This is a genomic window from Variovorax durovernensis, from assembly GCF_977011995.1.
Map to the genome: position 1 here is coordinate 816009 of NZ_CDRNCW010000001.1, position 19025 is coordinate 835033.

Here is a 19025-nt window from a genome sequence, read left to right on the forward strand (position 1 = left end):
GTCTTATGAAATCGCTACTCGACCTGTTCAAGCAATTCACGCCCGATGAGCATTTCGATGCCATCAAGATCGGCATGGCTTCGCCCGAGAAGATCCGTTCGTGGTCTTTCGGCGAGGTGAAGAAGCCAGAGACGATCAACTACCGCACGTTCAAGCCCGAGCGCGACGGTCTCTTCTGCGCCAAGATCTTCGGCCCCATCAAGGACTACGAGTGCCTGTGCGGCAAGTACAAGCGCCTGAAGCACCGCGGCGTGATCTGCGAGAAGTGCGGCGTTGAAGTCACGCAGACCAAGGTGCGTCGCGAGCGCATGGGTCACATCGACCTGGCCGCGCCCTGCGCCCACATCTGGTTCCTGAAGTCGCTGCCGTCGCGCCTGGGCCTCGTGCTCGACATGACGCTGCGCGACATCGAACGCGTGCTGTACTTCGAAGCCTACGTGATCACCGACCCCGGCATGACCCCGCTGAAGAAGTTCGGCATCATGTCCGAGGACGACTATGACGCGAAGCGCAAGGAATACGGCGACGAATTCATCGCCAAGATGGGCGCCGAAGGCATCAAGGACCTGCTCGAAGGCATCGAACTCGACAGCGAGATCGAACGCCTGCGCGGCGACCTGACCGGTTCCGAAGTCAAGGTCAAGAAGAACTCCAAGCGCCTGAAGGTGCTGGAAGCCTTCCGCAAGTCGGGTATCAAGCCCGAGTGGATGGTGCTCGACGTGCTGCCCGTGCTGCCGCCGGACCTGCGTCCGCTGGTGCCGCTGGACGGCGGCCGCTTCGCGACCTCCGACCTGAACGACCTGTACCGCCGCGTCATCAACCGCAATTCGCGCCTGCGCCGCCTGCTGGAGCTGAAGGCTCCGGAAATCATCGCGCGCAACGAAAAGCGGATGCTGCAAGAGGCTGTCGACTCGCTGCTGGACAACGGCCGCCGTGGCAAGGCCATGACGGGCGCCAACAAGCGCGCGCTGAAGTCGCTGGCCGACATGATCAAGGGCAAGAGCGGCCGCTTCCGCCAGAATCTGCTGGGCAAGCGCGTCGACTACTCGGGCCGTTCGGTCATCGTGGTGGGCCCGACGCTCAAGCTGCACCAGTGCGGCCTGCCGAAGCTGATGGCGCTTGAGCTGTTCAAGCCTTTCATCTTCTCGCGCCTCGAAGCCATGGGCATCGCGACCACGATCAAGGCTGCCAAGAAGGAAGTCGAATCGGGCACGCCGGTGGTCTGGGACATCCTGGAAGAGGTCATCAAGGAGCACCCGGTCATGCTGAACCGCGCTCCGACGCTGCACCGACTGGGCATCCAGGCCTTCGAGCCGATCCTGATCGAAGGCAAGGCCATCCAGCTGCACCCGCTCGTCTGCGCGGCATTCAACGCCGACTTCGACGGCGACCAGATGGCCGTCCACGTGCCGCTGTCGGTGGAAGCGCAGATGGAAGCCCGCACGCTGATGCTGGCCTCCAACAACGTGCTGTTCCCGGCTTCGGGCGAACCGTCGATCGTTCCTTCGCAGGACGTGGTGCTGGGTCTGTACTACACGACCCGCGACCGCATCAACGGCAAGGGCGAGGGCCTGATCTTCTCCGACATCGGCGAAGTGCAGCGCGCGCTCGACGCCAACGAAGTCGAACTCACCGCCAAGGTGGCAGTGCGCATCACGGAGTACACCAAGAACAAGGAAACCGGCGAATTCACGCCGTCGACCTCGCTCGTGGACACCACCGTGGGCCGTGCCCTGCTGTCCGAGATCCTGCCGAAGGGCCTGCCGTTCTCGAACATCAACAAGGCGCTGAAGAAGAAGGAAATCTCCAAGCTCATCAACGTCTCGTTCCGCAAGTGCGGCCTGAAAGAGACCGTGGTGTTCGCCGACAAGCTGCTGCAGAACGGCTTCCGCCTCGCGACCAAGGCCGGTATCTCGATCGCCATCGACGACATGCTGGTGCCTGCCGAGAAGCACGGCATCATCGAGCGCTCCGCCAAGGAAGTGAAGGAGATCGAGCAGCAGTACGTCTCCGGTCTCGTGACCTCCGGCGAACGCTACAACAAGGTGGTGGACATCTGGGGCAAGGCCGGCGATGAAGTGTCGAAGGTCATGATGGCCAAGCTGTCGAAGCAGAAGGTCATCGACCGCCATGGCAAGGAAGTCGAGCAGGAGTCCTTCAACTCGATCTACATGATGGCCGACTCGGGCGCCCGCGGTTCCGCGGCCCAGATTCGCCAGGTGGCCGGTATGCGGGGCCTGATGGCCAAGCCGGACGGCTCGATCATCGAGACGCCCATTACCGCGAACTTCCGCGAAGGCCTGAACGTGCTGGAGTACTTCATCTCCACCCACGGTGCCCGTAAGGGTCTGGCCGACACGGCGCTGAAGACGGCGAACTCGGGTTACCTGACCCGTCGTCTGGTCGACGTGACGCAAGACCTGGTCGTGACCGAGCAGGACTGCGGCACGCACGGCGGCTACCTGATGCGCGCCATCGTCGAAGGCGGTGAAGTCATCGAGTCGCTGCGCGACCGTATCCTCGGCCGCTCGGCTGCGGACGACGTGCTGCACCCGGAAAACCGCTCGGTTCTGCTGAAGGCCGGCGAGATGTTCGACGAAGACAACATCGAAGCACTGGAAGCCCAGGGCGTCGACGAAGTCAAGGTCCGCACCGCGCTGACCTGCGAAACCCGCTTCGGCATCTGCGCGACCTGCTACGGCCGCGACCTGGGCCGCGGCGGCCTGATCAACATCGGCGAAGCCGTCGGTGTGATCGCCGCGCAGTCCATCGGTGAACCCGGCACGCAGCTGACGATGCGTACCTTCCACATCGGTGGTGCCGCTTCGCGCGCTGCCATCGCTTCGAGCGTGGAAGCCAAGTCGAACGGCTCGATCGGCTTCAACGCCACGATGCGCTACGTGACCAACAGCAAGGGCGAGCTGGTCGTGATTTCGCGTTCGGGCGAGATCGTCATTCATGACGAGCACGGCCGCGAGCGCGAGCGTCACAAGGTGCCGTACGGCGCCACGCTGACGGTCAAGGCAGACCAGCAGATCAAGGCCGGCCACGTGCTTGCCAACTGGGATCCGCTGACGCGCCCGATCATCACCGAGTTCGCCGGCAAGACGCAGTTCGAGAACGTCGAGGAAGGCCTCACGGTTGCGAAGCAGGTGGACGAAGTGACCGGTCTGTCGACCCTGGTGGTCATCGACCCGAAGCGCCGCGGCGCTGCCAAGGTCGTGCGCCCGCAGGTGAAGCTCATCGACGCCTCCGGCGCCGAAGTGAAGATCCCGGGCACCGACCACTCGGTGACGATCGGCTTCCCGATCGGCGCGCTGGTGCAGGTGCGTGACGGCCAGGACGTGGGTCCCGGCGAAGTGCTGGCGCGTATTCCGGTCGAAGGCCAGAAGACCCGCGACATTACCGGCGGTCTGCCGCGCGTTGCCGAGCTGTTCGAAGCTCGTTCGCCGAAGGACAAGGGCATGCTGGCCGAAATGACCGGTACTGTGTCGTTCGGCAAGGAGACCAAGGGCAAGATCCGCCTGCAGATCACCGATCCGGAAGGCACGGTCTGGGAAGACCTCGTGCCGAAGGAAAAGAACATCCTGGTGCACGAAGGCCAGGTGGTGAACAAGGGCGAATCCGTGGTCGACGGCCCGGCGGACCCGCAGGACATCCTGCGCCTGCTGGGTTCGGAAGAACTGGCGCGCTACATCGTGGACGAAGTGCAGGACGTGTACCGCCTGCAGGGTGTGAAGATCAACGACAAGCACATCGAGGTGATCGTTCGCCAGATGCTGCGCCGCGTCGTGGTCGACAACATCGGCGAGACCGGCTACATCTCCGGCGAACAGGTCGAACGCAGCGAAATGCTCAACACCAACGACGCCCTGCGCGCCGAAGGCAAGATCCCCGCGACGTTCACCAACCTGCTGCTGGGTATCACGAAGGCGTCGCTGTCGACCGACTCGTTCATCTCCGCCGCTTCGTTCCAGGAAACGACGCGCGTGCTGACCGAAGCCGCGATCATGGGCAAGCGCGACGAGCTGCGCGGCCTGAAGGAAAACGTCATCGTCGGCCGCCTGATTCCCGCGGGCACCGGCATGGCGTACCACCAGGCACGCAAGGTCAAGGACGCCATGGACGAGGCCGAGCGCCGCGCCATCGCCGAATCGGAAGCGGCCGAGCTGGCCGGCTCCGGCGACAGCGATGCAGCGACCACCACGGTCGACGCCAGCGAAGGCGCCGCGACCGAATAACTGGTTAGCATCACCGGCCATGACCGGTACCCCACGCCCCCCGACCTCCCCGGTTGGGGGGCGTTTTTCTTTGTGCCCTGGATGATGAGGTTTTGTCGCCGATGAGTCTGTTGCCTGAATCGCTGGCCAGCTGGATCGTGATCGCGGTGCTGCTGTTCTGGTTTGTCGGCGCCTACAACCGGCTGGTGCGCCTGCGCGCCGCAGTGCTGCAGAGCTACGGCACGCTCGATGCGGCGTTGCGCAAGCAGCTCGATTTCGTGCAGGCCAGCATCACCGCCGCGCCACCGGCGGAGGCGCCGGCGAACGAACTGCTGTCGTCGATCGCGCCGCTGCAGGCATCGACCACGCAACTGGGCATCCTGCTGGGCGCGACCCGGCTGCGGCCGCTCGATGCAGGCGGCATGGCCGCGCTGGCGACGGCGCTGCAGGTGTGGATCGGCGCGTGGCAGCGCCAGCATCCGGATGCGGTGACGATGTTCGAGGCCGACGGCACGCTCGCGCGGCCGCCGCAGCAACCGCCTCTTCAGGGGGCACCCGAGCCCATCGCCTGGCCCGAGCCTTCGGCGGCGGCGGAGATCGCGCGCAACCAGTTCAATCTTGCAGTGAAGCACTACAACGCCGCGATTTCGCAGTTTCCGGCAGTGCTGGTGGCATGGGCCGTGCGTCTGCGTCCGGCCGCGCCGTTGCTCTGACGCGGTCATTTTTTCTTTCCATTGCACGGCGTCCGGCTTTTCGCCCGCCCGTTACCATCGCCCCCAACTTGGCTGAACTACCTTCCGATCTCCCCAGCAGCGGCACCCCGCAGTCGCTGCAACCGCCGCTCTGGCGCCAACTGCAATTGACCGCAGTGGCACTGGCGTCGATTCGCGCCGGCACCTCGGGCTCCGTCGCCTTCGAGGCCGTCGAGCCCGCGCTGCGGCCCGGCGTGCAGGCGCTCGGCTTCCAGGTGCTGCGCTGGCTCGGCCGCGCCGAGGCGCTGCGCCGCCACCTGGCCAAGCGCACGCCGCCGCCGCTGCCCGACGCCTTGCTGTGCACCGCGCTGGCGCTGGCGTGGGACAGCGAGCGCGCACCCTACGAGCCGTTCACGCTGGTCGACCAGGCCGTCGAGGCCGCCAAGCGCAATCCCGCCACGCGGGCGCAGGCCAGCTTCATCAATGCCTGCCTGCGGCGTTTTCTGCGCGAGCGCGACGAACTCGTGGCCGTGACCGACTCCGAGCCGGTCGCGCAATGGAACCATCCACGCTGGTGGATCGAACGTCTCAAGCGCGACCATCCCCGCGAGTGGCAGCGCGTGCTCGCCGCCGACAACGCGCAGGCGCCGATGACGCTGCGGGTGAACGCCCGCAAATCGACGGCTGCTTCCTATCTGGTTGAACTCGAGGCCGCCGGCCTTTCCGCCACCCGCGTGGGCCCCAGCGGCCTTCAATTGGCGCGTGCCCGGCCGGTGCAGCAACTGCCCGGCTTCGCCGAAGGCGCCTGTTCGGTGCAGGATGCTGCCGCGCAGATGGCCGCGCCCCTGCTGCTGGAAGGCCTGCTGACTGCCACTCCCGGCGGCGCGCCGCTGCGCGTGCTCGACGCCTGCGCCGCGCCCGGCGGCAAGACCGCGCACCTGCTCGAGCTGGCCGGCCCGGACGCCATCGACGTGACCGCGCTCGAAGTCGACGCCGTGCGCAGCCGCCGCATCGACGAGACCCTGTCGCGCATCGGCCTGAAGGCCCGCGTGCTGGTGGCCGATGCCGCGCGCCCCGCCGACTGGTGGGACCGCACGCCGTTCGACGCGATCCTGCTCGACGCGCCATGCACCGCATCGGGCATCGTGCGCCGCCACCCCGACGTCCGCTGGCTGCGCCGCGAGAGCGACACCGCCCAGCTCGCCGCCCAGCAGGCCGCGCTGCTGGCTGCGCTCTGGCCGCTCGTGCGCCCCGGCGGGCGGCTTCTTTACTGCACCTGTTCCGTCTTCCGGGAAGAGGGTTCGCAACAAATTGATGCGTTTCTTGTACACAACACCGACGCACGATTGCTGCCATCGCCCGGCCATTTGCTGCCCCAAAGCGGGTCGAATGCCCGTGGCGTCCCGGACAATCCCTCTGGTGACCACGACGGATTCTTCTACGCCCTGCTTGAAAAGCGCCCGCACTGAGCGGCGCGGGCCGCTCCTGCTGGCCGTGCTGCTGTGGGCGTGGGCGATGTGGATGGCATGGCTGCCGGCACCGGCGGCCGCCCAGGGGCGGCCCAGCACGTCCATCAGCCAGATGCGGCTGGAACAGGCCGATGACAGCGTCTATTTGAGTGCGGCCGTGCAGTTCGAGCTGCCCTCGCTGGTCGAGGAGGTGCTCGACAAGGGCATCGCCATCTATTTCGTGGCCGAAGCCGAGCTTTTCCAGGAGCGCTGGTACTGGACCGACCGCAAGGTCGCGCAGGTGCAGCGCCACATGCGGCTGGCCTACCAGCCGCTCACGCGGCGCTGGCGGCTCAACGTGTCGCCGGTGCCGATCACCGGCGCCGCCGGCCTCGGCATTTCGCTGAACCAGAACTTCGACACTTTGAGCGACGCGCTCGACGCCATCAAGCGCGTCGGGCGGCTGCGGCTGGGCGACGCGGCCGAGATCGGCGACGACCCACTGCACCAGGTGACGTTCCGCTTCCGCCTCGACACCTCGCAGCTGCCGCGCCCGTTCCAGATCGGCGTGGTCGGTCAGGCCGACTGGAACATTGCCGTCGAGCGCACCGCGCGGCTCGCGGTGGAGAAGCAGAAGTGAGCACCTCCCCGCGCAGCGGCGCAGCGGCCACGCCCGCCGCGAGCCGCGCGCGTGCGATGCGCTGGGCCATCGGCGTGGGAGCCGCGCTGGTCACGGCCATCGGCCTGGTGCTGATGTTCCTGCTCGCGCAGGCCACCAACAACCGCGCGCTGTACGAGCGCTATTACGTGCGCCTGTTCGGCATCAACGTCGTGGTGGCGGTGCTGCTGGTGCTGGTGATCGGCTGGGTCGCGTTCCGGCTGCTGCGGCGGCTGCGGCAGGGCAAGTTCGGCAGCCGGCTGCTCATCAAGCTGGCGGCCATCTTCGCGCTGGTGGGTGTGGTGCCCGGGGCGCTCGTGTATGTGGTGTCTTACCAGTTCGTCGCGCGTTCGATCGAAAGCTGGTTCGACGTCAAGGTCGAAGGGGCGCTCGATGCCGGCCTGAACCTCGGCCGTGCCACGCTCGACTCGCTGTCCGACGACCTCGCCGCGAAGGCGCGCAGTGCCAGCGGGCAACTCGCGCAGGTGCCCGACGCCAGCGCTGGCCTGGTCCTCGAACGCATCCGCGACCAGCTCGAGGCGACCGACGTGATTCTCTGGACCGGTTCGGGCCAGCTGGTGGCCAGCGCCGGCTCGTCGCGTTTCCAGCTCAACCCCGAGCGTCCGACCGCGCAGCAGTTCCGCCAGGTGCGCCCCGAACGCGCGGTCGCGCACATCGAAGGCCTGGACGAAACCGCCATGCCCGGCGCCACGCCGCCGGTCGCGAGCGTGCGTGCGCTCGCCATGGTGCAGCGCCCCGGTTTCGACTTCGACACCGCGCCGCGCTATCTGCAGGTCACGCGTCCGTTGCCGCCCGCCGTGGTGGCCAATGCGCTGGCGGTGCAGGAGGCCAACCGCGAATACCAGGAGCGGGCGCTCGCGCGCGAAGGCTTGCGCCGCATGTACATCGGCACGCTCACGCTGAGCCTGTTCCTCGCGGTGTTCGGCGCGGTGCTGCTGGCCGTGCTGTTCGGCAACCAGCTCGCGCGCCCGCTGCTGGTGCTGGCCGACGGCGTGCGCCAGGTGGCCGCCGGCGACCTGCGGCCCACGGCCGTGCTGCAGGGCAAGGACGAGCTGGGCGGCCTCACGCGCTCGTTCGCCGTCATGACACAGCAACTGGCCGATGCGCGCGGCGCGGTCGAGAAGACCATGGGCCAGCTCGACGCCGCCCGTGCCAACCTGCAGACCATCCTGGACAACCTCACCTCGGGCGTGATCGTGCTCGACGCCAAGGGCATCGTGCTGTCGACCAACCCCGGCGCCACCCGCGTGCTGCGTGCGCCGCTCGCGGCCTACGAGGGGCAGCCGCTGGTCGACGTGCCCGGCCTCGCCGAGTTCGGCGCCAAGGTGCAGCAGCAGTTCGACGATTTCCTGGTCGAGCGCATGCAGCACGGCCTCGACCACTGGCAGCACGCCTTCGAGCTGCATGCCTCGGGGCACGACATGCCGCAGCAGGACGGCGCCATCAACATCGTCGCCCGCGGTGCCGAGCTGCCGGGCGCGGCGCGGCTGCTGGTGTTCGACGACATCTCGGAGATCGTCTCGGCCCAGCGTGCGCAGGCCTGGGGCGAGGTGGCGCGCCGCCTCGCGCACGAGATCAAGAACCCGCTGACCCCGATCCAGCTGTCCGCCGAGCGGCTCGAGATGAAGCTGTCGGGCAAGGTGCAGCCGCCCGAGCAGGCCGTGCTCGTGAAGTCGGTGAAGACCATCGTCGACCAGGTCGATGCGATGAAGCGGCTGGTCAATGAATTCCGCGACTACGCGCGGCTGCCCGCGGCCGACCTCAAGCCGGTCGACCTCAACGCGCTGCTGGCCGACGTGCTCCAGCTCTACAACGCCGAGAGCCTGCCCATCGTGCTGCGCTCCGAGCTCGACGAACGCTGCCCGCCGATCCGCGGCGACGCGCAGCAGATCCGGCAGGTGATTCACAACCTGTTGCAAAACGCGCAGGACGCCGCCGAGGCCGCGGCCAGCGGCACTGGCAGGCGGGGCGAGGTCGTCATCCGCACGCGCCTCGGCGACTCGGGGCAGCGCGTGCGGCTTACCGTGCAAGACAGCGGCCCCGGCTTTGCCGAGAACATTCTCAAGCGGGCCTTCGAGCCCTATGTCACGACGAAAACAAAAGGTACCGGTTTGGGCCTGGCTGTCGTGAAGAAGATCGCGGATGAGCACGGTGCGCGCATCGAGCTTTCCAACCGCGTTGTCGACGGGGCTGTAGCAGGGGCACAAGTCTCGCTATCATTCGCGCTGGCAAGCGAGCCGCGGGCAGCGGTCGCTCACACCGAAGATTCGAAATCTTCCGCCGCCTGAGCGCTTACGATTCGTCGCCCAGGCGATGGCCGGACCGGCGGACCTTACACACCATTGCAGATACCAGCGCACACAACAAGCAGCACTCATGGCAAACATTCTCGTGGTCGATGACGAGCTGGGCATCCGGGACCTGCTCTTCGAAATTCTCAATGACGAAGGCCACAACGTGGAGCTCGCGGAAAACGCCGCCGAAGCCCGCGCGGCCCGCCAGCGCGCTCGGCCGGACCTCGTCCTGCTCGACATCTGGATGCCCGACACCGACGGCGTCACGCTGCTCAAGGAGTGGTCCACCGCAGGCCTGCTGAGCATGCCCGTGATCATGATGAGCGGGCACGCCACCATCGACACGGCGGTAGACGCCACGCGCATCGGTGCCTTCGCCTTCCTCGAAAAGCCCATCACGCTGCAGAAGCTGCTCAAGGCCGTCGAGCAGGGGCTGGCACGCGAAAGCGCACGCCGCGCCGCAGCCGGCGTGGTCCCCGCGCCCGCGGGCGTGGCGCAAGCCACGGCCATCACCACCACCGGCGACAGCCTGCTGATGGCGTCGCTCGCTTCCGTGCCCGTGGCCGACATCGGCCCCCAGTCGACCCAGAGCTTCGACCTCGACCGCCCGCTGCGCGATGCGCGCGACGGCTTCGAGAAGGCCTATTTCGAGTTCCACCTCGCGATGGAGAACGGATCGATGACCCGCGTGGCCGAGAAAACCGGCCTCGAGCGCACCCATCTCTACAGAAAACTCAAACAACTTGGTGTGGATCTGTCGAGAGGGCGCAGAAGCGCTGTATAATTTAAGGCTGCACACAAATGCAGATGGCCCGGTAGCTCAGTTGGTAGAGCAGCGGATTGAAAATCCGCGTGTCGGTGGTTCGATTCCGCCCCAGGCCACCAATTCAAAGCCCTTGCTCCTCCCCAGGTGCCGGCGACCCCATAAGATGTCATCTAGTGACACCTTATGGGTTATAGGATGATCATGTCATCTTATGGGTTAATCCCGCCGCATCGTTCGAGTCAGGGGTTTTTCATTCCCTCAGTGCCCATCTGCATGGGTCTGAGCGCGTCTAGCTTCCCACGCCCGACTGCTCGCTCCCCGGAGCTTCCCGCTTTGCGCGCGTTGGTGGAACAACGTCTGAAACTTTGACCATCCCCGACTTCTTTAGGTTTCGAACTGAAGGTGTCAAGTTTCTATCTGCAAGCGCGCTCCGCGCGATGCGAACACGCTTGACGCGGTCAGCCCTCGTCAATCCCTTCCGGCACTCGTCAGCTTCTTTCCGTTTTTTTGAGAACTCTTCAAAAAGGTCACTGAAGTTTCGCTGGAAGGTCTGATAACAGATGTCAAACCGCTTAAGAATACCGAATATAGTGTCGCGCCGGAACGTCCAGACGTCGATGGGAGAGTTCAGTAGCTGGGTAAAAGCAATCCTTGCTTCCTCGAGTTTTTTCTTGGGAAGGTGATTGTGTTGCTTGTCTAGTGAAAGAGAGGGATTGCAGTTGAATTTTGTCGGATCGAAAAATACAGCACCCTGATCGGCAATTTGCGCAGGCGGCACATTCAAACGGTAAGAGACATCCATAAAATTTGACCAAGTTGGAGCTGAGGCGGCGTGTTGCCAATTTCGAAGGCTGCACAGATTGATGCCGGTCATCTTTGCGAATTGACTAGTTTTCCCTGCGCTGTGCGTGGTTATCGCATTTTTAAGGTTCGAAGAAAAATTTTCTCGGCTCAGAGAAGTTCCGTCTTGGCTTTTAATCAGTTCGAGTGCAGCACGAGCAAACCACCTTCTCTCATCCAAATGCTGCGGCTCACATGACAACTCGCCCTTAAACGCAAGATCGGCGCCGCAGTATTCGCAGAAGTCTAGAAACGGAAACTTGGGTAAATGCCTTTGGACTTTAGTGCATGTTGGGCAGGTCTTTTGAAGAATGGTTTCATGTATGAGGCATACCGTCGTTGTGGAGGGGCCCCAATAAAGCGGATCCCAGGCGGGGATCTTGGTGAGTCGCGCGTCCAAATAGCATTGCGGACACCAGTGCCGAATTTTATGCAAAAAATGTTTGGCTTTCTTGTCGCAAAGATTAGATAGAAATAGAAAAGTCATCTCTGCGGGGTTTGAGATATCTGATTCTTTTCTCAAAGCTTCCGATGCTTTTGTTGCAGTATGTCCGAGACTATTGATTAATTGAGATTCCGCGCTTCGAATCTTAGTGAGGGTTGCTTTCTCCTTGTCCCAGTTCTCTCCTGCAAGCGCGCCATACAGTTGATGGGGTGCACAACAGTGTTCGAGTGCAAGCCGACACAGTAAGCTCGTCAAGGACTCGATGCCAGCCTCATCGCTCCTCCTGGGTTCGTGGCCCGTGAACCGCCGGAGGGTTGAGTCCGTTGGATAAATCCTAGCGATGGTCATGGACCGACTGTCTCGCGACGAAGTGCAGCTTGAAATGGCTTATGTACGACTGCGGGCGCAACCGGTTTTTCCGCTTCAGCTCCACTGGCAAAAAATATCTTGCGTTTTTCCTTGAGGCTTTCGTCCAGTTCTTTCATTACTCTCATGAATTGAATCGTATCATTCAGGATGCCTTCGAGTTGCGACGTGTGCAATCGCGCTCGAACCATGTCGTTCCAAGTCAAATAGTCCAAACCTCGATCAAGCGCGGTGGTAAGTGCCCGGTCGAATTGCTCGTTGTTGATTTCCATCCAGAAGTGACCCACTTGGCCCGGTGATTTCCATCTAAATCTGACCCACGTGATAACCCTAACCTGCTGCTTTTAGCAGCAGGAGCACAGGAGTGATTGACGTGGCGACACTGAGTGTCATCAGGCGTTGGGCACTGCGAGAGCAACTGTCCATCCGAGAGATAGCCCGGCGCACGGGCTTGTCTCGCAACACCATCCGCAAGTACCTTCGCGAGGGCGAGGCGGCGCCCAGCTACGCGAAGCGCATCAGCCCGAGCAAGCTCGACGCGTTCGCCGAGAAGCTCGGCGGCTGGCTCAAGAGCGAGGCGTCTAAGTCACGCAAGCAGCGGCGCACGCTCAAGCAGATGCACGCCGATCTGGTGGCGCTGGGCTACCAGGGCTCCTACAACCGCGTGGCGGCCTTTGCACGAGCGTGGCATGCGCATCTCCACGAGGTCCAGCAGACGACCGGGCGCGGCACCTTCGTGCCTCTGGCCTTCGGTCCCGGCGAGGCATTCCAGTTCGACTGGAGCGAGGACTGGGCCGTCATCGCTGGTGAACGCACCAAGCTGCAGGTGGCGCACTTCAAGCTCAGCCACAGCCGTGCGTTCATCGTGCGCGCCTACCTGTTGCAGACCCACGAGATGCTGTTCGATGCGCACAACCGGGCCTTCGAGGTACTCGGGGGCGTGCCTCGGCGCGGCATCTACGACAACATGAAGACCGCCGTGGACAAGGTACGCCGCGGCAAGGAGCGCGACATCAACGCGCGCTTCAGCGCCATGGTCAGTCACTACCTGTTCGAGGCCGAGTTCTGCAACCCGGCCTCGGGCTGGGAGAAGGGCCAGGTCGAGAAGAACGTGCGTGATGCGCGCCACCGGTTGTGGCAACCTGTGCCGGCGTTCGCCACGCTGGCGCTGCTCAACGACTGGCTGGAGGACCGCTGCAAGGCGCTGTGGGGCGAGATCGTCCACGGCAAGCTGCCAGGGACCGTAGCCGATGTCTGGGCGCAGGAACGGCCACTACTGTTGCAGATCCCCAGACCCTTCGATGGTTTCGTGGAACACACCAAGCGCGTCTCGCCCACCTGCCTGGTGCACTTCGAGCGCAACCGTTACAGCGTTCCGGCCTCCTACGCGAACCGGCCAGTGAGCCTGCGCGTGTACGCCGAACGCCTCGTCGTGGCGGCCGAGGGCCAGATCGTGTGCGAGCACACGCGCATCATTGACCGTCGCCACGACACCGCAGGTCAGACCGTCTACGACTGGAGGCACTACCTGGCAGTGCTGCAACGCAAGCCAGGAGCGCTCAGGAACGGAGCGCCCTTCAGCGAGCTGCCGCAGGGCTTCCGGCGGCTGCAGGCCGCGCTGCTGAAGCAGCCAGGCGGAGACCGCGAGATGGTGGAGATCCTGGCGCTGGTGCTGCACCACGACGAGCAGGCAGTGCTGACCGCGGTCGAACTGGCGCTGGAAGCCGGCGTGGCCAGCAAGACTCATGTGCTGAATGTGCTGCACCGACTGCTCGATGCCAAGCCCATTGCGCCGGCGCCTGTCACGGCACCGCAGGCACTGCGCCTGATGAACGAGCCGAAGGCCGATGTGCTGCGCTACGACACGCTCCGGGGGCGTGCCAGCGCTGCTGGCGGCCTGCGCGGGCCGCTGAACTCCAAGTCGAGTAGCCAGGAGGTGCGCCATGCGACATGACCCTGCCAGCGGCGCCATCGTGATCATGCTGCGCGAACTCAAGATGCACGGCATGGCCCAGGCCGTCGCGGAGCTGGCCGAGCAGGGATCGCCGGCCTTCGAGGCGGCCCAACCGATGCTCTCGCAGTTGCTAAAGGCAGAGACAGCCGAGCGGGAGGTACGCTCGGTGGCCTACCAGTTGAAGCTCGCTCGCTTCCCAGCCTATCGCGATCTCGCTGGCTTCGACTTCGCCAACAGCGAGGTCAACGAGGCGCTGGTGCGTCAGCTACACCGATGCGAGTTCATGGACGATGCGCAGAACGTGGTGCTCGTGGGCGGTCCGGGCACCGGCAAGACCCACATCGCCACGGCGCTGGGCGTGCAGGCCATCGAGCACCAACACCGCCGGGTGCGCTTCTTCTCGACGGTAGAACTGGTCAACGCACTCGAGCAAGAGAAGGCCAGTGGCAATCCCGGCCACATCGCGCACCGACTGATGTACGCGGACATGGTGGTGCTCGATGAACTGGGCTACCTGCCGTTCAGCGCATCAGGTGGCGCGCTGTTGTTCCATCTGCTGTCCAAACTCTACGAACGCACGAGCGTGGTGATCACAACCAACTTGAGCTTCAGCGAGTGGGCCAGCGTCTTCGGCGACGCGAAGATGACGACGGCGTTGCTGGACCGGCTCACGCATCACTGCCATATTCTGGAGACCGGAAACGACAGCTTCCGCTTCAAGCACAGCTCGGCTCAACCCGTTCAAGCAGTCCAACCTAAAAAGGAGAAAGCCAAGAACTTATCCACACCGTGAGCCGGCTGGCTCGCAAAGAGGGTGGGTCAATATTCGATGGAAATCGCGGGTCAGGATTCCATGGAACTCAACAGTGCAGTCTCCGTCTTCCTGCGCTAGGGCCTCTCCGGGCGGCTCGGACGCCCTTGCGTAGCAGGCGAGGAAAAGAACGACGTCGCATGGCAGGACCCCACGGTTCGAAGTGAGCCGGGCTGTGCTCGAAGCTATTTCGAAGTGGCGCTGCCCAGAACGACGGAGCAGCACTTCCCCATTGCGGCCCGGCTTGACGCATGGGAACGCGGGGCAGATACTGAACTCGTACTAAGCGCAGGTATCCACTGACACGGCCCGGGGTGCCCGCCCCGGGCCGTTTTCTTTGGCGAAAAGGATCTGCCGATCGACGAGATGAACAGGGGCGCGCGTGCCCGAGTGAGGTTTGGCAATATCAACGTTCACAAAAGCGCAGCGACGGGTTAACCTCCTCGCATGAAAGATTAGTTCGCGCTAGTAGCCTGTTACGGAGCAAATCGATGGAAGTTTCGCATTGGCGAAAATTGTTCGCCCCTGAGTACTTTGCAGCAGTGTAAACCTATGGCTCCTTCAGCGCCAGAAGAAAGTGCGGGTGTGGAGATGGCTCGCCGCGTGCGCATCTTGCTTGCCGAGATGGACATGAATCAAGGCGAGCTGGCGCGCCGGCTCGGACTCAGTCCCGGGTATGTCAGCGAGATTGCCCGAGGCGTCAAGCGACCCGGCGCGGACTTTTTCATGGGTGTGCACCGCGAACTCAACGTCTCGGTGGATTGGTTGATCAGCGGCATCGGCGCCATGTTCTTCGACGAAGGAAACCGAGCCGATCTGTTGCACGCCATTTGGGTGGTCGTGGCGACCGCCCGTTCAGCGATCATCGAGCGCGACACCTTGGCTGCCGAGATCCTGCAGGTCATGGGTGACGGTCGATTCGAGCAAATCGCTCAGGAGCCAAGATTTGCCGCCTTTATCGAATTGTTGCAACTCGAACACCGCGACCTGGGGCTGACCGCCGCCCTCTACAACGGACATCTCACAGGGGCAGATACTCAGCGAAGACGGCGTCAACTCGTCTCTGCTGCGGCCACCCATTTCCGGATGCAGTCGTCTATTGGCCTGAGCGCCTTGACGACACCGCCGATGCCAACGACCGAAAGCGCCTCAGTGATGGAGAAAACAGTCAGCTGATACGGAAGATGCCTGTGTGAGGGCCGGTGTTGCGTTGGCGGTCAGGCTGCTTTCAGCCCTTCGAACGCAGGTCTTCGATTCGCTTTCGAACGGCCGGCTAGCGTGTCTCCCACGCCGGCCACACCTTGTCGCCCGACGAGAGGTGCAGCAGCGACAGGCTGTAGCCGTAGTTGTCGCAACCGATCTTCATCTCTCTGAGCACGGCTCGGCCATCGGCATGTTCGAACCACACCGATGTGCCGACCGGCAAGCCGTGTTTGTTGGATGCGGTCGTGGAATCAGCGGCCAGCGACCCAGCAGGCAGCTCGATCACGTTGCCTCGAGTTCGAAAGAATGCCCCGTTCTTGCGCGCTTTGTCGGACGAGACACTCCAGTCGATGTACCCGTCTCGAGACAAGACCAGCACGGCACTTTCATTGGTAAATGACACCCAACGAAGCGCGGCCGCCGTCAGCGACACACCGAACAGATCGGCGCACTTCCCGAGCATTTCAAAGTCGATCTTCGAATCGTTGACCAGCGCTCGAAAATGATTGATCGGCATCAAGAGCGTTGAGGCGAATTCGTCGGCTTCCTGCTCCAGCTGCTTACCACCCGGGCCCCACTCCACCATGTCCTTGTCGGTGCACGAGAAGCTATTTCTCAGCGTCCGGTGGAGCAGGTAATGACCAAGCTCATGGGCTTGCGTGAACCTGATCCGGCCCTCTGACTGGATCTGGTCGTTGTAGAGCAGCACCCAGCCACCGTCGACAGTGAAAAGCCCGCCTTCAAAGCTCATGATGGGTGCCGCCTTCACGCCAACAATGGGATCTTTCCAGCCGAACTGCGCGGACACCCGCAGCGCAATGTCGGCTACATCCACCGGGAATCGGGAGGTCTGTCCCGAAGCCGCCAGCGCGTCCAGCATGTGCGTCAGCAGATGTGCAGCGGCCGGGGGTGTGCCAGGAAAAGCGTGCATCGCGCCGGCCTACTTTTTCTTGAATGTCTCTAGGATCTGATGCAATTGCTTCTTGGCGGAGGCATCCAGCTTGTTGTAGTCGCGAAAAAAAGCATCGTCCAGATGCTCTTGCTTCGGCTGCTTGACAGCGCATCAGATGCCGCCGCCTCGCACGGTGTCAGCGCCGTCACTGCCCGCAAGTGGCTGGCCCGTTACTGGTCGATGGTGCGGCTGGCCTGCTGGACAAGTCTTCTCGCCCCGAGAAGTCGCCTCGCTCCATCGAACCTCATGTCGCCCTGGCCATTGTCGAGTTGCGGCGCAAGCTCTTCTTGCAGGCCCGCATCGCCTCTTACATGGGCGTGTCCAGGGCCACTGTTAGCCGCGTGCTGCGTCGTGCCGGACTGTCGCGATTGAGCGATCTGTTGTTCGCCAGATATGCGTCAGCGCCAAGGCGTGTCGCCTCCGCTTCATCAACACTGCCGAGCAGCGCGTACTCCAAGGCTTCGCAGAAACTGCTCTTGCCGCTTCCGTTTGGGCCGTACATCAAGGTGATACGCCTGCTGAGATCGAAATCTTCGGCTTGGCGAAAGCCTCTGAAGGGCCCAACTCGTAAACGATTCAGTCGTGTCCATGCCCAATCCTGTGCTGCCGCATTGGCAGCGATGTCTGGCATGTCGGTCAGAGAACCCGCAAGATCGCGACGACAGAGTTCTGCCAGGAGACCCGCTCTCTGCGACTGACGGTTCGAGGTGCGTGCGACGCCATCGAGATTGGCGAGCACCAAGTGCGCCAGGCGTTTCACGTCATCGGCGATGCCCCGGGGTTGCCCATGCAGCCACTGGACGAATTGCTCGAAGTCTCGCTTTGCAGAGGACATGCCCTTTACCCCTTCCTGAAAGTAGGCAACCCGCGCCAGCAGGAATCTGGATCACAGCAAGTGAGAGATCTCGCTCAACGGCTTCAAGCCCGAGCCGAATCGTCCGATCGCTTCGCGATGCGTCCCGAGTTCGCTGTAAGGCAGATAACGGATGCCGAGTTCGGCAACGCGCGAAAACGCCGGGCGGCGCAGCTGGAGCCGCACATCGTCGCGCCGCGCGTCAGGGGCTACCAGGAACATCGACACGCCGGCGCCCAACTCGGAGCCCAGCGCAAGATCCAGCATCCGCACGATGCCCGAGTAGATGGAGGTCGAGTGCTCCACCTCGAAGGCCGCGGTGATCTTCGAGTTGTCGGCCTCCACCCAGATCACGTCGATCAAACGGACCGACTCCAGGCCGGGCTGGGCGCCCGAAGGCAATTGCGTCAGGCAGCCGTCGCCGAGCCGCCCGCCTGCATAGCCGCGGCCCTGGTCGTTGGAGGCGATCCACACACCGTAGCCGAGTGCCTTGCCCAGGTCTCGCAGCCATCCCTGGATCTCGGTATGGGTTGCGTCGCTCTCACGCTCCGCGGCCCAGCGCTTGTGGGCAGCGGCCGATTCCTCACGCACCTTCTCGAGGTCGGCCTCCCAGCCCTGAACGGCTGCGACGTCGTCGCCGCGCGGCGGCGCCGTGTATCGGCCCGAGCCGATGTCGAAGAGCAATCCCGCCAGTGCTCCCATGTCGTTGGACAACAGCCGGCGGTGCTGCGCGTTCAGCCGAAGGCAGCCCTCGCGCATGGAAAGGTAGTGGTCCCACTTGCCGAGCTTGACGTTGCTGCCTGTGACGGCGTTGTAGCCTTTCACGATCGCCGTGTTGAACGGCATCACGATCGTGGGATGGACGAAGTACAGCAGGTTCGCCACAGCCGGCCCGAGGCCCTTGATCCGATGCGCATCAATGCGGCGGATGGCCTCGACCACCTCTTCGGCGTTGTCGCAGCAGTCGCAGGCATGTAGCAGTCGGGCGAAGGCATGCTGATTGGCGGCGTTCTCGTAGATGTCGGGAATGCGCAGCTTCGGCTTCCAGAGAAACGCGTGGTCGGCGCCCTTGAAGATCTGGCGCTGCTCCGCCACCGACCCGACGACCGTTTCCAGCGAAGAGCCGCGAAATGCACTGCCGAAGGTTCCTGCATCGATGTCCTTGACCACCTGGGCCAAGCCGCGGCGGATGGAGCGGAAATTCTTCAGTCGCTCTTCCCACAGAAACCAGGAGTTGTAGGTACTCAAGGGATCGGTCTTCCAGTGACCGATGAGAACTTCAAGACCGATGGACATGGACAGGATGAGATGGGGGCGCATGGCGCGACGCTGCGATTGAAGCACGGGGCGCCGAAATCAGGTGCGACGCCTTCTCATAAATCTCTGGCATTCGAAAAGCAACTTAATCTAGCAATCAATATACAATGAAATCTAGCGCCCAAAGGGCATAAGAATCTAGCAATCGAGCGCCATCGGCGCCTCCCGCCGACTGTGCGAGCATG

The 19025-nt window shown here is 63.5% G+C and carries 15 protein-coding genes, 1 tRNA gene and 1 pseudogene; 12 read left to right on the forward strand and 5 right to left on the reverse strand.

Features of this window, described 5'->3' with window-relative positions; translation table 11 throughout:
* Positions 1-5 precede the first annotated feature (5 nt).
* The 7 genes from rpoC to ACWV14_RS03755 all read left to right on the forward strand — a co-directional run bounded on the left by rpoC (position 6) and on the right by ACWV14_RS03755 (position 10218).
* Positions 6-4241, forward strand: a complete 4236-nt coding sequence (gene rpoC, locus ACWV14_RS03725) for a DNA-directed RNA polymerase subunit beta' (RefSeq protein WP_422088471.1) — start codon at positions 6-8, stop codon at positions 4239-4241.
* Positions 4242-4342: 101 nt separating this feature from the next.
* Positions 4343-4933, forward strand: coding sequence for a LemA family protein (locus ACWV14_RS03730; RefSeq protein WP_422088470.1), 591 nt, complete (start codon positions 4343-4345; stop codon positions 4931-4933).
* A 116-nt stretch (positions 4934-5049) separates the two neighbouring features.
* A complete protein-coding gene (gene rsmB / locus ACWV14_RS03735; RefSeq protein WP_422089087.1) occupies positions 5050-6381 on the forward strand; it encodes a 16S rRNA (cytosine(967)-C(5))-methyltransferase RsmB in 1332 nt (443 codons plus the stop codon).
* Positions 6362-7000: a DUF4390 domain-containing protein gene (locus tag ACWV14_RS03740; protein ID WP_454902651.1), complete on the forward strand. Its 639-nt coding sequence runs from the start codon at positions 6362-6364 to the stop codon at positions 6998-7000. Before rsmB ends, ACWV14_RS03740 begins: the two co-directional genes overlap by 20 nt.
* Positions 6997-9327, forward strand: a complete 2331-nt coding sequence (locus ACWV14_RS03745) for an ATP-binding protein (protein ID WP_454902652.1) — start codon at positions 6997-6999, stop codon at positions 9325-9327. The genes ACWV14_RS03740 and ACWV14_RS03745 overlap by 4 nt, the downstream gene beginning before the upstream one ends.
* An 88-nt stretch (positions 9328-9415) precedes the next feature.
* A complete protein-coding gene (locus ACWV14_RS03750) occupies positions 9416-10117 on the forward strand; it encodes a response regulator (RefSeq protein ID WP_237678458.1) in 702 nt (233 codons plus the stop codon).
* A gap of 25 nt (positions 10118-10142) precedes the next feature.
* Positions 10143-10218 (forward strand) — tRNA-Phe (locus ACWV14_RS03755).
* A 170-nt stretch (positions 10219-10388) separates the two neighbouring features.
* On the opposite strand, the gene ACWV14_RS03760 is transcribed toward ACWV14_RS03755, so the two are convergent.
* Together ACWV14_RS03760 and ACWV14_RS03765 are read right to left on the reverse strand one after the other, a co-directional pair.
* Positions 10389-11639 carry a TniQ family protein gene (locus ACWV14_RS03760; protein WP_454902653.1) on the reverse strand — a complete coding sequence of 417 codons (1251 nt, stop codon included), beginning with the start codon at positions 11637-11639 and terminating at the stop codon, positions 10389-10391.
* Between the two features lie 89 nt (positions 11640-11728).
* Positions 11729-12022 (reverse strand): hypothetical protein, encoded by a 294-nt coding sequence (locus ACWV14_RS03765; RefSeq protein WP_454902654.1) that lies wholly within the window; start codon positions 12020-12022, stop codon positions 11729-11731.
* Positions 12023-12114: 92 nt separating this feature from the next.
* Between ACWV14_RS03765 and istA the strand changes: the two genes are divergently transcribed.
* From istA to ACWV14_RS03780, 3 genes are all read left to right on the forward strand, one after another.
* Positions 12115-13704, forward strand: coding sequence for an IS21 family transposase (gene istA, locus ACWV14_RS03770; protein WP_454901620.1), 1590 nt, complete (start codon positions 12115-12117; stop codon positions 13702-13704).
* Entirely contained in the window at positions 13694-14497 is an 804-nt protein-coding gene (gene istB / locus ACWV14_RS03775) for an IS21-like element helper ATPase IstB (protein ID WP_454901618.1), read from the forward strand. Before istA ends, istB begins: the two co-directional genes overlap by 11 nt.
* A gap of 570 nt (positions 14498-15067) precedes the next feature.
* A complete protein-coding gene (locus tag ACWV14_RS03780) occupies positions 15068-15691 on the forward strand; it encodes a helix-turn-helix domain-containing protein (protein ID WP_454902655.1) in 624 nt (207 codons plus the stop codon).
* Between the two features lie 97 nt (positions 15692-15788).
* On the opposite strand, the gene ACWV14_RS03785 is transcribed toward ACWV14_RS03780, so the two are convergent.
* Positions 15789-16598 carry an ImmA/IrrE family metallo-endopeptidase gene (locus ACWV14_RS03785; RefSeq protein WP_454902656.1) on the reverse strand — a complete coding sequence of 270 codons (810 nt, stop codon included), beginning with the start codon at positions 16596-16598 and terminating at the stop codon, positions 15789-15791.
* 177 nt (positions 16599-16775) lie between these two features.
* Here ACWV14_RS03785 and ACWV14_RS03790 point away from each other — a divergent pair.
* Positions 16776-17050 (forward strand): annotated as a pseudogene (locus ACWV14_RS03790) (leucine zipper domain-containing protein); the annotation flags it as partial.
* Here ACWV14_RS03790 and ACWV14_RS03795 read toward each other — a convergent pair.
* Both ACWV14_RS03795 and ACWV14_RS03800 read right to left on the reverse strand, forming a co-directional pair.
* The gene (locus ACWV14_RS03795; protein ID WP_454902657.1) at positions 16978-17505 is read right to left on the reverse strand and encodes an AAA family ATPase; all 528 of its coding nucleotides are present in this window, start codon (positions 17503-17505) and stop codon (positions 16978-16980) included. The pseudogene ACWV14_RS03790 and the gene ACWV14_RS03795 overlap by 73 nt on opposite strands.
* A gap of 51 nt (positions 17506-17556) precedes the next feature.
* Positions 17557-18819 carry a type II restriction endonuclease gene (locus ACWV14_RS03800; protein WP_455342634.1) on the reverse strand — a complete coding sequence of 421 codons (1263 nt, stop codon included), beginning with the start codon at positions 18817-18819 and terminating at the stop codon, positions 17557-17559.
* Here ACWV14_RS03800 and ACWV14_RS03805 point away from each other — a divergent pair.
* Positions 18787-18951 (forward strand): hypothetical protein, encoded by a 165-nt coding sequence (locus ACWV14_RS03805; protein ID WP_455342731.1) that lies wholly within the window; start codon positions 18787-18789, stop codon positions 18949-18951. The genes ACWV14_RS03800 and ACWV14_RS03805 overlap by 33 nt on opposite strands.
* Positions 18952-19025: the final 74 nt, after the last annotated feature.